Below are 13,588 nucleotides of genomic sequence, written 5' to 3' on the forward strand. Positions count from 1 at the left end.
TCTGTGGTTTTTGGCATGATGGGCGGAAATACTTTACATCGGCAGAGGACGAGGAATAAAGATTTTCTCGAGATTCTTATCGGCGTAGAGCGCGTCGAGCGCGTGGGTAATTTTGGTGTGCAGGGATAGGCTGGCATCGATTTCTTCTGTCCAGCCGGGTGTCCACCGGCCCAGATGCCAATACACTGCTTCATAAATAAGTTCTTGTGCGTTTTGTGGGATTGCCAAGTTTCCGGCAGCGGTCTTCCAAAGTTCCGCGGCGATTCGGCCGTGGTTGCGATCGGTTTTCGGTCCCCAGGGATTTCCGCCCTTACAGGTGTCTGACACGATTGTGGCGGCGTAAATAATGCTTCTCGCCGGCTCGTGCGGTATGCCATCCGCATCGCCCAACTGCCATTCCTGGGTCATGAGCATATCTATGGACAGGCAACATTCAACGGTGTTGCGCAGGATGCCGCCCGGATCGTTTTGCCATATGGGATGGTGTTTCCCCGACGGCGAGGCCGGGGCAGAAAAAAATTGCCACGGTGCCGTTTTTTGCAGATATAACTCAACAGATTCCCGGATGGCAACATCGCGGATCTCTTCCACGCAATATTTCCAGAACTCCCGTAATCGCTTCTCAATGATCTCGGAGAGCGCATTTTGGTTTTTTAATCTTTCAATGATCTGTTGCATAAGTGCTCCTTTTTGTGTCGGATAATACTATCACGAGGGGATTATTTTTTCAAAGCCCCCACACTATTAGTGCCCAGATGGCGCAAGGGAGCCACGAACAGTGCCGGTGATAACAGAGCGTTTTTTATATATGTAATTTTGTGGCACACACATATATTTACTGATCGCGCACTATTAGTGTGGAGGCAAAGCGCTCTCGTAACGATCATACACGTTATGCGGGTTCCAAAGGTAGAACTCGGTGATGCCGAACTCTTTCAATGCCCGAATTTGCTCCGAGAGCATATAGGCGTTATATATTGCGCCCATATCGAAGGCTTGCAGCCACGGGCGGATTCTTTCATGAGGAAAGTCGGGCGGAAGTTTGCTAAAACCCTTTTCAAGGGTTTTTTTGATCACGGTGTAGGGATATGCCGCCGGATTCTCAAGGCCGAAATTACCCGTTGAATAATGAGAAGGATATACCATCGGGGCGATATAGTCGAAATACAGCGCAGCATCTTCCACGCGCTGGCCGATGTTAAGGCCGGTTGAAGTGAGAAATGTGTATCCGAAAATATCCAGGGATGTTTTGATGTTCGGGTGAGTTTTCTTGAGCTCTTCGTTGAAGTACTTGAAAAACTCGACGATAACTTCGCTCTTGGGAGTTTTGCCATCCCATACGGGATAACGGATGGAAGAGAGTGCGCCATCGGTGGGGAAGCGGACGTAATCGAGGTTTATTTCCTCAAATCCAATATCGGCGGCCTGTCGCGCAATGTTCACAAGGTACGCCCAGGAGGCGCGAGAAGCCGGGTCGAGCCATGTGCCGCCGGAAGCGTCGCGCCAAAATGAGCCATTGGAATATTTCAGCGCCTCTTGGAGATTCTGGCGGGCGAACGAAGCATCTTTAAAAATAACGATACGGGCGATAGGAATGATCTCTGCCTGACGCAGGCGCAAAACCGCGTCGGTTAAAGACTGTTCAAATTGCGGTCCGTCGTCCTTGGCATTAATGACCATTGCAGTCAGATTCGTTTTTTTGACGAGCTCGATGAGATGTTCAAGGCGCGCGGGATCTTTGGCGGTGCTGGCCGTGAGATATAAAGCTCGAACTGGTTTTGGAGGTGGAGGGGTGGGTAGAGGGGTCGGTGCGATAATTTCGGCAAATGGCGAAGGCCGGAAGGGATTAGTCTCGAGTATCGCCCGGTGCAATCCGGACCCCAAGCCATTTTCCGTCGTGGCAACAACAAGGATGGCACCAAAGAGCGCGCCGCACAGGATTATCAAAATAATAATGGTGTATCGCTTCATTAATCACAGTATGGCATATATTCCGGAAAACCGTCAGTACATAATTGACTTTTTAGAATATATATGCCAGAATGTATATCCTACCAAGACTTTACATAAAGTATTCAAAAATAGGCTGGGTAGGCAGGAAGTTCCTTGTAAACTTGAAACTGGAGGAAGAAAGAAATGAAGCAAACCAGAAACGGAAAGCCAGTTGTTGATCTTTCGCGTATCGCGGTGATCGGTGAAAAACTCCGGCAGATGGCGGACGAACTTATCCTCATCTTCCCCGAGCGGCGTCACCTCATTCAGCAGATCATTTACGCGCTTCTCACCAAAGAACATGTGCTTGTTTGGGGCACCTACGGCACGGGGAAAACCGACCTTTTGCGTACGCTCTTCGGAGTCTTTAGGGGAGCGAGGATATTCTCTATTGGATTCTCCAAGTTTATGTCCGAAGCGAGCATCATCGGCATCCCCGACCCGAAACGCATGCGTGAGCAGGGAGAAGTGATATACCGTCGTGACGGCGGCATCCTTGATGCGGATTTTGCGGAACTCGACGAGCTTTTCGATTCGAATGCACCACTGCTCCGAACGTTACTCGGCATCTTAAACGAGCGACAGTTCAAGCGCGGCAGACAGGCTGAAGAGGCCAAGCTTCATACGGCGGTTGCCTGCACAAATGGCGATCCCATGGAAGAACTGAAAAAGCACCCGGAGCTTGGCGCGGTCGTTGATCGTTTTCTCTTTCAATGCCGCGTCGAATACTTGAAGAGCGCAGAAAGCCGTAGGCGCATGTACGCGAAATTTCTCACCGGTGAGCGGCCCTCGGTAAGCATCGATCTTGACGATCTTAAATACGTCTCTAGCATCGTGGTGGACGCGAACCAGATCACCGATCCGCATTTCGTCGAGGTATACGACGAACTCATCGGGGCATATCTTAAACAGATACCGACACAGGTCATCTCCGATCGCCGGAGATGCAAGCTTTTGCAGCTCGTTGAAGCAAATGCTCTCCTCTACGGCCGCTATGAGGTTGATTTTGAAGACCTCATGGCCATTCGCTGGGGACTTTGCACAGGCTACGACGATGGCCAGCATGATCCTTTTAAGGCCGTCGCCGACCCCATCATTGCCAAGGCGAAAGAAACGAAGAAACAAAACATCGACGAGGTGCAGCTGAAGCTTCTTGCGGAATTTAAATTGAAAATCCCGCCGTGCCCCGACTCCGCCTGTTCCAGCGACAAACTGGTGGAACTCTCGCGGCAGCTTACCAAGTTGCGTAAGGATGTGAGCGCTGTAAAGCCTCAACTTCCCTCGACCGAGGACGAGAAGAAAAAGATGCTTGCTTCGATCGATGGAATTCGCGAGACGGTGAGGAAGCTCACGGAAGGAGTGTAATTATGCCGCTATGGCTACCCGAAGTTCTGCAGTGGGCATTACCGGTCCTTGCCGGAGGAAGTCTTTTCTATTTTCTCAGCCGCTTCCTGCAACGGCGGAGAAAAAAAACAGATTCGTCCGAAGATAGGGACAACGAAATATCCGACCGCTCCCGGGAAGACCGAGAGCGCCGAGAACAAGAACGGCTCGGACAGGAGCGTCGCGAACAAGAAAAAAAAGAAGCCAAAGCGCGCGAAGCACTTTCTGCCAATAAAATACTTGCTCGCCACCTTCTCAAGAAAGCCGGAATTGATAATCGGGACCCGGAAGAGGTGGCGGACGAACCCGAAACGGTACGCCGTGTGGCACGGGCGTTGTCGGATCAGGACCTGGAGCTCGCGCGCATCGCCGCAACACAGTCGGACATCGACTTCCAGCTCGAAACACAAGCCGAGCGGCAAGCGGTGCAATACCCTACGAGCGACATGGAGCCTGCGCCGCTCACTGCGATCGAACAGTTTCCGGACATCCTGCCCGAACAGATGCTTATGGACGATGAAGAGTTTTACCTCAGGCTTGCGGAGAACGACCTTCTCATTCTCCAATCGCATGAAACTCACGTCGACCAGAAACTGCTGTATATTCTTCTGGACATTTCGCCTTCAATGAACGAACCCATGACGAGCGGCTATCCGCGGCATATCTGGGCGCGCGGCGTTATCGTGAACCTGTTGCTTAAAGCCATGGCGGGAAAAGCGAAGTACTTCATGCGCTACTTTGATTCAGGTCCTGAAAAACTTCAGCAGATCCTCACCAGCCAGGAGGCCGAACAGCTTCTCGACAAACTGCTCTCCAGTCATTCTGTCGGCTCCGGCACGCACATCTTCAGCGCCTTTGCGCAGGCGGTGAAGGATATTCGAGAGCTTGGCGGCGACGTATCGCGTTCAGAAATCCTTCTCATCACCGACGGTGAGGACAATTCAATGGACAACACCGAAACGGTCAAAGACCTGATGGGCAAAGATATTCGTCTCCACGCGGTACTTATCGGTACGGATTCCAAATCTCTGAAGCAAGTCGCGCAAACATACCGCAATATCCAGTAACAACTCTTAGGGCGTCTTCACGCCCTTTTTATTTGCCGTAAAATTTTACAGGTCATTTTACGCATATACCCTGTTCAAGAATCCTTGAACAAAAGGATATTGCAGTGTTATGCTCATTGGAGATACAATGGCTGCGTAGCTCAGTGGTAGAGCAAGGCTTTCATAAGGCCGTGGTCGGAGGTTCGAATCCTCCCGCAGCCACAACGAACGAAGTGAGTTCGGGCGGAGCAGGCAAACTGCTTTGCCTGCGTGAGGATGAGAAGCCCGGAGCGATGCCCCGCAAGCTTGCGGGGCCGCGAGGACAAGGCCCGAAACCCGAGGCATATCGAAGGATATGCCGAGAGGTGAAGTGGCGAATCCTCCCGCAGCCACTCTGTACCCCAGAAGCTCTTTTCATAAAGGAAATAACTATGCCGACAAAAAAAGGCAATTCGGAGTTTGAGCTTAATGACATTGATTGTTGCGCGCTCGATATGGCAATGCTTGAGAGCAGAAAAGTGGAGCTTATGCTTTTGCCCCTCCTGAGGCATAAGACACAGGAAGCCTTCCGATTATGCCGCGAGAAGCTGTCGGGCGTATTCGGTAACAGTAAATCGAACCCGTTCATTCTGGACATTTCCAGCGACGAAGGAATGGTGTGCAAAGCATACATTGAACGAGAAATAGCAAGGCTTTTGGATCTTGTAGGGGAAGATCGGAACATGAGGTTGCGATGCAGACATACCGTTGCGGTGCATTTGGGCGCTCTGACAGAAATTTGGAAGCTCTTTCCCAAAGAGAAAGAGCAATGAACGCGAATTATGTGGTCGTACTTACGACCACTTTTCTTGTCAAAGGCGAAAAATAGTGTATAGTGAAAGTTGTTCTTGGACCCTTGGTGTAGCCCGGTTAACACGTCTCCCTGTCACGGAGAAGATCAGGGGTTCAAATCCCCTAGGGTCCGCTCTGTAAAGAATCCTTTTCGAAAGCGTTTACGCCCGAAACATATAAACTATCATCAAAAGGATATTGCCCTCGTCGTTCAACGGATAGGACGCGAGCTTGCGGAGCTTGCAATAGAGGTTCGATTCCTCTCGAGGGCACAATTGTCTGGGGGACAATTGTGCGGGTTGCTACAATGTTTCCAATGAATGAAAAGCCACCCAGAAACACACCGAGGAAATAGTAAATAATTTAAAGTGACACATTCCATGACACAAAAACAAGTTCAGGCAGTATTCTTTTTCTCTCTCATGGTGCTGGTGGGCATTGTCAGTTTATTTCTTCTTTGGTCCTATCTTATCATTCTTTCCGTTGCCCTGGCGCTTGCGATTCTCTTTCGCCCACTCTTTAACTGGTTCCGATTGAAGCTAAGGTTCGGGCGCGGCGTCTCCGCACTGTTCGTCACATTTATCGTCTTTTTTGCCGTTGCGCTTCCGCTTTCCGCTCTTCTTATTTTGCTCGGCGTTGAAGTGAGGGGCGTCTACGGAGACCTCCAGGTTTTTTTAGAAACGGAACGCCTTCGTGGAGCTTCGTCATCTCCATTGCTGCATTGGATAGCCGAGAGTCTGCAGAATAAAATTGCCGATGAAGGGAGTGTTAATGCGGTGCTATCGTTCGTCTCTAAAAACTTCGTAAGTGTATTTTCTGGCGTTGGCGGTGTTTTTTTCAACGCCTTGCTTTTTTTCATCGCTTTCTACTATTTTATGAAGGATGGACACGTGTTCCGTCAGAAGCTTTTTGGCATCAGCCCCTTGTCCGATGCTGCGGAAACAAAAATTTACAACACGGTGCTGGTGGCAATTAACGCGGTAATGCGAGGGGCGCTCATTATCGCATTCATGCAAGGGGCTCTTGCGGGAATAGGTTTTTGGATATTCGGCATCAATGCTCCCATTCTGCTTGGTTCCGTAACCATGTTCGCCTCACTTATTCCCATGCTGGGAACTTCGCTGGTACTTGTTCCTTCGATACTGTTCTTGTTTGCAACAGGCTCTACCGCCTCCGGTATCGGTTTTGCGCTTTGGAGCGGTATTGCCGTGGGGCTTGTTGATAATATTTTCAAGCCAAAACTCATTGAACAGCGCATGAAAATACATCCTCTTCTTATCCTTCTTTCCATCCTTGGAGGTTTGAATATTTTCGGTTTTTTGGGGTTTATAATCGGTCCGTTGGTGCTTGCCGTTGCCTGGGCTCTTGCTGAAATTTATCGGGAAGAATACCATCCCCACATCGAATCTTCTTTAAAAACGGAAGGCTAATGTTGATAACTTTTTAGAGGCAGAAAGTTGCCTTATTTAAGCCAAAAATCGCTCTATTTACGAGGGCGATTTTTGCTTGAATTTTAACCCTATTTTTGCTACACTTTTCCTATGTCCGAGGAGATAAAAAAGTTAGAAAACGACGCTACTGTAGAGTTAAAAAAGGTAAAAGATCTTCACGGTCTTGAAGCATTTCGTATTGCATATCTTGGAAGAAAAGGAAGAATTCCGTTGTTTTTACGGAGTGTTGCAGAGCTGCCTTTGGCAAAACGAAAGGAGGCCGGAATGGCGGGGAATGCCCTGCGCGGAGCCCTGGAGGCGCGGGTTTTGAAGCTGGAGAAAGAACTAGGACGCAAATTCTCCTTTATTAAAGCTCCGAAAGGCGTGGGACTACGTGCAGGTCGGAGCTTTAATAAAGGCCTGGACGTGACCCGGCCGGGAAAACGAATTGAGCTTGGGCACGCCCATATTCTTTCCAACACCCTCAAAGATATCAGGGACATTTTTGTGCGTATGGGGTTCGCCGCTGTCTTAGGACCTGAAATAGAGAGCGAATGGTATAATTTTGACGCGCTTAATATTCCCGAAGATCATCCGGCGCGAGAAATGCAGGATACGTTTTGGCTGAAGCAGACAGCCGATACCAAAAAACAAAAAACAAATAATAAAGAAAGGTTATTGATGCGGACGCATATTTCGGGGATACAAGTTCGGTACATGGAGAAGAACCAGCCGCCGTTCCGCATCTATTACGAAGGGCGGGCTTTTCGTAGGGATGCAACCGATGCGACGCACGAGACGCAATTTCACCAAATGGAAATTCTTTACGTTGATAAAAAGCTTTCTGTTGCGAACTTCAAGGCCATCATTGAACAATTTCTTAAAGCGTTCTTCAAAAAAGATATTCGCGTGCGCTTGCGCCCGGCATATTTTCCATTCGTCGAGCCGGGGTTTGAAATAGATATGACGTGTGTGCGATGCGGCGGCAAGAAGTGCACGCTTTGCACCACGGGGTGGCTGGAGATAGCAGGGGCCGGTATGGTGCATCAGAATGTATTCCGTGCCGCAGGATATATTCCGGGGGAGTGGCAGGGGATAGCATTCTCGTTCGGTGTGGAGCGGCTCGCGATGCTCAAGCATCGTATTCCCGATATCCGACTGTTTTTTGGCGGAGATCTAAGATTTATTGAGCAGTTTTAGGTGAAATGCTATCCAGTGGGTATCTAATTTTTCTTCACCAAGGGAGGCGCACTTCTCAACCCTCCCAAAGTTAAAGAATCGATCCCTCCCTTGAGTTCCGAAAAATTAGATACCCGCTGGATATAGGGTCACGGTGTCGCGATACATAAGCGAGAGAGAGTATAAAATGGAGTGCGTCGTCTGCCCATCTTCGATGGGACCCCAGCCAGCCGCAGTCTAACAAGTTCTGATTATGAACGTGTCATCCCGGACGATGAAATTTATGTTATTAATAGCTGGGGCTCTGGCCCTTGCGGTCATCATTCCGTCCCTTTTCAGTACATACACTGTCTATTCAGAAACCCACGCCTTACGTTATCCGTTTATTCCTCGTTTCATAAGAAGTTCTTTTTGTGGGAGCAATAACTTTATCTGTAAATCTGATTTTCTTTGCAAGGCACTGAGTAAGTCCTATAGAAATATTTGTTATAAACCATTGCGTCTTTGTACGTCCGATGATTGTGCAATAGAGATGGATTGGAGAAGTTTTGACTATTAGAAATATGAAACTCTCATATAACTGGCTAAAAGAATATGTGACGACACTGCCAAAGCCCGAAAAACTGGCGGAGCTTTTGACGTTCCACGTTGCGGAAGTTGAGAAGGTTGAGCGAATGGGAGGAGACTTTGTATTGAGCATGGACATCCTACCCAATAGGGCGCACGACCTAAATAGCCACATCGGCATTGCACGAGAAATTGCCGCGTTTACCGGAAAAAAATTACGATTGCCCGACGCACGTTTCAAAGAAGGCAAAATCAAAAACGCAGACGCTCTCTCGGTACGGATAGAAGACGTTGAGGGTTGCCCGAGATATATCGGGCGGTATGTGGAGGGTATTAAAGTAGGCCCGTCACCGAAATGGATGCAAGAAAAACTGCTGGCTACAGGAATGAGGCCTGTTAACAATGTGGTGGATGCGACCAACTTTGTCATGCTGGAGTACGGTCAGCCGCTCCATGCTTTCGATGCGAGCCAGATAGGAAGCAACAAGAAACAAACGGAAAAAAAAGGAATTGTCGTGCGGAAAGCGAAAAAAGGGGAAAAATTCACCACGCTCGATGACCAGATATTCGTTCTGGATGGAAGCGAACTGCTTATTGCAGATAATGAGAAAGCGTTGGCGCTGGCAGGCATCAAAGGTGGAAAGAAGGCAGGCATCACGAGCAAAACAAAGAACTTAATACTCGAAGCGGCGAATTTCGACTCGGTGCTTATCCGCAGAACTTCCGAAAAACTTGGCATTCGCACGGATTCCTCCAGGCAATTTACGGGGGGGTTGCATCCTGTTCTTGCCGAGCGCGCAATGGAGCGTCTTTCTTCACTCATCCAACAGCTTGCCGGTGGCGTTATGTATGACGGTGCCGTTGATGCGTACCCCAAGAAATGGCCCGTTGTGCGGGTTCTCTTTGATTCCACGGCATGTAACGCGATTCTCGGAACGAGCTTGAAAGATTCGGAAATGAAAAAGATGCTTATTATGCTGGGTTGCCGGTTGTCAGTCGTTGGTCGTAAGTTGTTGGTTGTTGTACCAGCAGAGCGTCTGGACCTTGCTACATCAGAAGATCTTTATGAAGAGATAGGACGGCTTTATGGATGGGACAAGATTCAAGCCAAAAGCGCAGAGGCACATCTTGCGCCAGGGAGCCAGGACCCCATGTATGCCCTTTCCGAACTTTCAAGAAAAATCCTTTGTAGCATGGGATACTCGGAACACATAGGGTATACGTTAATTGGTGAGCAAGTTAGCGCTCTTTTTAGAAAATCCGGCCTGCGTCTTTTGGAACTACAAAATCCCATGTCCGAGGACGCAAGGTATTTGCGTCCGACCCTGATGCCGAGTCTCCTTGAAGCCGTTGCCGCCAATGCAAAAAAACGGGATGCGGTGCGGATATTCGAGATCGGAAAGCATTTCATGGAAGTGGGGGGCACAATGAAGGAACATATGGGGCTCGGCATCATGTTTTATTTGAAAAAAGAGATTACTTTGCACGAGGCCTGGTATGAATTGAAGGGAGTGCTGGATATGTTTTTTGCCTCACATGGACTGGGCGATATGGTATTTGCAGAAATGTCTTCGGAACGCAAAGAAGCCATGCGACTGCTGTTGGAGCCGGAAGGTCTTGCGGAGCTGCACATAAATGGCGCACCCATTGGAAGCATAGGCATGGTTACAAAACAACCAAAAGACGTCTATGGTATTGAGGGCATGGTGGTGCGGGCGCACGTGGATCTTGCGTCGCTTGAATTTGCGTCAGTGCAGGAACGGGAATTTGCCGATATTCCAAAATATCCCGCCATTACGCGTGATATCGCGGTGCTGGTGCCCAAAGGCGTGAGGGTTGAAGAAGTGCAGAATGTTATTGAACGCGAAGGAGAGGATTTGCTTTTTGATGTGGACCTTTTTGATATCTACGAAGGGGAGGGGGTTGGGGATGACAAAGAAAGTTTAGCATTTCATTTGATATTTCAGTCCGCAGAGCGGACGCTGAAAGATTTGGAGGTGAATGAAATAATGAAGAGAATCGTAGAGGGATTGAAGAAAGAAGACTGGGAAATTCGGGAATAAAAAATAGTTTATACTATGTCAAAGAATGTAAAAAAGAAAACAAAAAAGAAGCAAGTCGCAAAAATTGCTCAAAAATTGAAGGCATCTCCAAAACCTGTCAAAGCTTTGACGCCGAGGACGTTGGAAAAACACTCGGAACAACTTGTCACCAAGGGGTCCGGGAGTTATGGCGCCAAAGATATTTTTGTGCTTGAGGGGCTGGAGCCGGTGCGCAAGCGTCCAGGCATGTATATTGGTTCAACGGGTCCTGCGGGGCTTCACCATCTCTTGTGGGAAATTGTAGATAACGGGTTGGACGAGGCGATGGCGGGGTTTGCCAAACATATCGAGATAACGCTTCTTGCAGGCAATCGAGCGCGGATTTCCGATGATGGACGCGGCATTCCTGTTGAAAAACATCCACAGACGAAAAAATCCACACTGGAGACGGTGCTTACCACTTTGCATGCGGGAGGAAAATTCGGAGGCTCTGCCTACAAAGTTTCTGGAGGCCTTCATGGCGTTGGTGCCTCGGTGGTGAACGCACTTTCAACCCATTTAAAGGCGGAAGTGTGTCGAGACGGCGCTTTGTGGGCTCAGGAATTTTCTCGCGGCAAGCCAACCACGAAAGTGGAGCGCAAGGGACCGTGCAAAAAAAATGGAACCACCATGACCTTTGAGGCGGACCGTTCGGTTTTCCCGGACGCGGGAGACTTTGACTGGAAGACCATTATTGACCACCTTCGCGAACAAGCGTATTTAACCCGCGGGGTGCATATCTCGGTATACGACGAGCGCGAAGGAAGGCCAAAGGACGCAAAGGTCTCGGGGGTGCTGGGCGAGAATGTGTTCGGTACACAGCATAGTTTCTATTTCGAAGGAGGCGTGGTGTCATATGTGAAATATCTGACGAGACACGAGATATCGCGGCATCAGAATATTTTTTACGTGGAAAAGGACAGCGAGGACATTCATGTGGAAGTCGCATTCCGCTACACGCAGTCGCTTCTCGGGTACGAATATGGGTTTGCCAACAACATCCATACGCCGGAGGGCGGCATGCATGTCACAGGGTTCCGCACGGCGCTTACCCGGACGCTGAATGACTACGCGCGCAAACAAGGTTTTGTCAAAGAACAGGATGACAATCTGACCGGTGAAGATGTGCATGAAGGGCTTACCGTCATCATCTCGGTGAAATTGCGCGAACCGCAGTTTGAGGGGCAAACAAAATCGAAATTGGGAAATCCCGAAGCGCGCACCGCGGTTGATGCGGTTGTGGCAGACGCTATCACCACATATCTTGAACAACATCCGCAGGATGCCCGCGCCATTATTGAACAGTGCGTCATCTCCCAAAAAGCGCGCAAAGCGGCAAAAGCCGCGCGAGATACCGTGCTCCGGAAAGGCATCATGGAGGGGCTTGCGCTTCCGGGAAAGCTCGCCGATTGCCAGTCACGAGATCCCGAAGAGTCGGAACTTTATATCGTGGAAGGGGATTCGGCCGGAGGTTCGGCAAAGCAGGCGCGCGACCGGAGGTTTCAGGCGATATTGCCGTTGCGCGGGAAAATTCTGAATGTGGAGCGCGCGCGGCTTGACCGGATGCTGACATCGGAGCAGATACGGAACCTGGTCATTGCCATGGGCACGGCCGTAGCAGAGGAGTTTGACCTCACCAAGTTGCGTTATCATCGCATTATTCTCATGACCGATGCCGATATTGACGGCGCGCATATCCGAACACTGCTTCTGACGCTCTTTTGGCGATATTTCCGGCCCATTATAGAAGCGGGATATCTCTATATTGCCGAACCCCCCCTCTATCGCATTCAGTCGGGCAAGCAGGTTTCCTACGCGTTCTCGGATCGAGAGAAGGACGAGGCGGTAAAATCCTTAAAGGCCGTTAAAGAAGAAAAGAAAAAAACAAAGGGAGACATTTTAACCATAAAAAAACAGGGGAAGATCACCGGAGAGATCGAGCTGGGAGAGGGCGCTGCTGTATCCGGGGAAGTTTTGGCGAAGGATGGGGAGGAAGCTGTAAAAACGGGAGGTCCCGCCATTCAGCGTTATAAAGGTTTGGGGGAAATGAATCCCGAACAATTATGGGAGACGACCATGAATCCTCAAAACCGCATCATGCATCAAGTCGCTTTCGAAGACGCCAAAAAAGCCGATGAGGTTTTTGAAACGTTAATGGGCGATGACGTAGCGCCACGCAAGCGCTTTATTAGTACGCACGCGACGAAAGTGAAGAATTTGGACGTCTAAAAAACTCGGTTGCCTTACGGCAACCGAGTAAACGTCGCGATTTAATGTAGCGACAGTTCTTTTACCGAGACGGTGTTTGCAACCGTCCCGTCTACTTTGCGAACAAGACGGTTCGTTTCCTCCGGAGAAGGAAACCTCCCGTTGAGCCGGAAGTAGCTGACGCTAAGATACCCGAGAAGCGAACTTTTGAATCCCGAATCGTCGGCCTTCAAAAAACTCTTCAGATACACCACATCGTTCAAAATGAGAAGGCCAATCTTTCCCGCCTCTTTTGTTGGATCCAGTGAATGCAGGCGCATCGCAAAGTCCTTGGGGTCTACGACCCTAATCTCCACATATGTCCTTTCAGGTCCGGTTTCTTTTTTTCCCGCACGAAGCTCCTCTTGGATAAGGTGGGCGTACTCACGGAGCCGCGTAAGCGAGATTCGCACATACTTCGCTTCGTATTGTCCGCCCTCGCAGTAGACAACGACGTACCTACCCCCCTCCGTAAACATCATCTCCTTTGTGGTGTTCTTTGAGTTCGCTGTCCCCACGAAAGCGGAGAACGAAAGCACGAAAAGAAAAATCTTAAGCCATTGCCCATGCATTGTTGCCTCCCTGCAGCTGAATTCAGCCATCTATTGTGAAAAGATGGAAAAAATGCAGCGATTGCCGAACTTTTTCCATCTTTTCACTTATGTAAACGTACAGCACATGCTATCCTAATATGGCCTTCCGAATGTCCAGATTGAAGCTATTTTGTAGAAAATACTGATCTTTTTTATTCTCTCATGTATATAAAAAAATGTCAAGTCATGAATTTTTGACTCAGCAGGAGACATCCTTGTCCCAAGACAAGGATGTTGCT

10 protein-coding genes and 3 tRNA genes are annotated in these 13,588 nt (G+C 49.3%); 10 read left to right on the forward strand and 3 right to left on the reverse strand.

Annotation, left to right across the window (positions count from 1 at the left end):
• Nucleotides 1–33: 33 nt before the first annotated feature.
• Both Q7S09_05245 and Q7S09_05250 read right to left on the reverse strand, forming a co-directional pair.
• Nucleotides 34–678 (reverse strand): hypothetical protein, encoded by a 645-nt coding sequence (locus tag Q7S09_05245; protein ID MDO8558556.1) that lies wholly within the window; start codon nucleotides 676–678, stop codon nucleotides 34–36.
• 174 nt (nucleotides 679–852) lie between these two features.
• Nucleotides 853–1,971 (reverse strand): putative glycoside hydrolase, encoded by a 1,119-nt coding sequence (locus Q7S09_05250; GenBank protein ID MDO8558557.1) that lies wholly within the window; start codon nucleotides 1,969–1,971, stop codon nucleotides 853–855.
• Between the two features lie 165 nt (nucleotides 1,972–2,136).
• Between Q7S09_05250 and Q7S09_05255 the strand changes: the two genes are divergently transcribed.
• The 10 genes from Q7S09_05255 to gyrB all read left to right on the forward strand — a co-directional run bounded on the left by Q7S09_05255 (nucleotide 2,137) and on the right by gyrB (nucleotide 12,738).
• Nucleotides 2,137–3,357, forward strand: a complete 1,221-nt coding sequence (locus Q7S09_05255) for an AAA family ATPase (GenBank protein MDO8558558.1) — start codon at nucleotides 2,137–2,139, stop codon at nucleotides 3,355–3,357.
• Between the two features lie 2 nt (nucleotides 3,358–3,359).
• Complete coding sequence (locus tag Q7S09_05260; protein ID MDO8558559.1) at nucleotides 3,360–4,442, forward strand: hypothetical protein; 1,083 nt, start codon at nucleotides 3,360–3,362, stop codon at nucleotides 4,440–4,442.
• Nucleotides 4,443–4,571: 129 nt separating this feature from the next.
• Nucleotides 4,572–4,643 (forward strand) — tRNA-Met (locus Q7S09_05265).
• Nucleotides 4,644–4,852: 209 nt separating this feature from the next.
• The gene (locus tag Q7S09_05270; protein ID MDO8558560.1) at nucleotides 4,853–5,233 is read left to right on the forward strand and encodes a hypothetical protein; all 381 of its coding nucleotides are present in this window, start codon (nucleotides 4,853–4,855) and stop codon (nucleotides 5,231–5,233) included.
• A 77-nt stretch (nucleotides 5,234–5,310) separates the two neighbouring features.
• Nucleotides 5,311–5,385, forward strand: a tRNA-Asp gene (locus Q7S09_05275).
• Nucleotides 5,386–5,452: 67 nt separating this feature from the next.
• Nucleotides 5,453–5,524: transfer RNA gene (locus Q7S09_05280), tRNA-Arg, on the forward strand.
• 108 nt (nucleotides 5,525–5,632) lie between these two features.
• Nucleotides 5,633–6,682: an AI-2E family transporter gene (locus Q7S09_05285; GenBank protein ID MDO8558561.1), complete on the forward strand. Its 1,050-nt coding sequence runs from the start codon at nucleotides 5,633–5,635 to the stop codon at nucleotides 6,680–6,682.
• Nucleotides 6,683–6,793: 111 nt separating this feature from the next.
• Nucleotides 6,794–7,882 carry a phenylalanine--tRNA ligase subunit alpha gene (gene pheS, locus Q7S09_05290; GenBank protein ID MDO8558562.1) on the forward strand — a complete coding sequence of 363 codons (1,089 nt, stop codon included), beginning with the start codon at nucleotides 6,794–6,796 and terminating at the stop codon, nucleotides 7,880–7,882.
• A gap of 542 nt (nucleotides 7,883–8,424) precedes the next feature.
• Nucleotides 8,425–10,491 (forward strand): phenylalanine--tRNA ligase subunit beta, encoded by a 2,067-nt coding sequence (pheT, locus tag Q7S09_05295; protein MDO8558563.1) that lies wholly within the window; start codon nucleotides 8,425–8,427, stop codon nucleotides 10,489–10,491.
• A gap of 15 nt (nucleotides 10,492–10,506) precedes the next feature.
• Nucleotides 10,507–12,738, forward strand: a complete 2,232-nt coding sequence (gene gyrB / locus Q7S09_05300) for a DNA topoisomerase (ATP-hydrolyzing) subunit B (protein MDO8558564.1) — start codon at nucleotides 10,507–10,509, stop codon at nucleotides 12,736–12,738.
• Nucleotides 12,739–12,779: 41 nt separating this feature from the next.
• Here the strand turns inward: gyrB and Q7S09_05305 are convergent, their stop codons facing one another.
• Nucleotides 12,780–13,328, reverse strand: a complete 549-nt coding sequence (locus tag Q7S09_05305; GenBank protein ID MDO8558565.1) for a hypothetical protein — start codon at nucleotides 13,326–13,328, stop codon at nucleotides 12,780–12,782.
• Nucleotides 13,329–13,588 lie beyond the last annotated feature (260 nt).

This window comes from bacterium (genome assembly GCA_030649025.1).
Lineage (GTDB): Bacteria > Patescibacteriota > Minisyncoccia > JAUYLV01 > JAUYLV01 > JAUSGO01.

Bases quoted from the DNA above. Each gene is read 5' to 3' on its own strand.
- pheT (MDO8558563.1), top strand. From the start codon at position 8,425: ATGAAACTCTCATATAACTGGCTAAAAGAATATGTGACGACACTGCCA.
- Q7S09_05260 (MDO8558559.1), top strand. From the start codon at position 3,360: ATGCCGCTATGGCTACCCGAAGTTCTGCAGTGGGCATTACCGGTCCTT.
- Q7S09_05285 (MDO8558561.1), top strand. From the start codon at position 5,633: ATGACACAAAAACAAGTTCAGGCAGTATTCTTTTTCTCTCTCATGGTG.
- pheS (MDO8558562.1), top strand. From the start codon at position 6,794: ATGTCCGAGGAGATAAAAAAGTTAGAAAACGACGCTACTGTAGAGTTA.
- Q7S09_05305 (MDO8558565.1), bottom strand. From the start codon at position 13,328: ATGCATGGGCAATGGCTTAAGATTTTTCTTTTCGTGCTTTCGTTCTCC.
- Q7S09_05255 (MDO8558558.1), top strand. From the start codon at position 2,137: ATGAAGCAAACCAGAAACGGAAAGCCAGTTGTTGATCTTTCGCGTATC.
- Q7S09_05270 (MDO8558560.1), top strand. From the start codon at position 4,853: ATGCCGACAAAAAAAGGCAATTCGGAGTTTGAGCTTAATGACATTGAT.
- Q7S09_05245 (MDO8558556.1), bottom strand. From the start codon at position 678: ATGCAACAGATCATTGAAAGATTAAAAAACCAAAATGCGCTCTCCGAG.
- gyrB (MDO8558564.1), top strand. From the start codon at position 10,507: ATGTCAAAGAATGTAAAAAAGAAAACAAAAAAGAAGCAAGTCGCAAAA.
- Q7S09_05250 (MDO8558557.1), bottom strand. From the start codon at position 1,971: ATGAAGCGATACACCATTATTATTTTGATAATCCTGTGCGGCGCGCTC.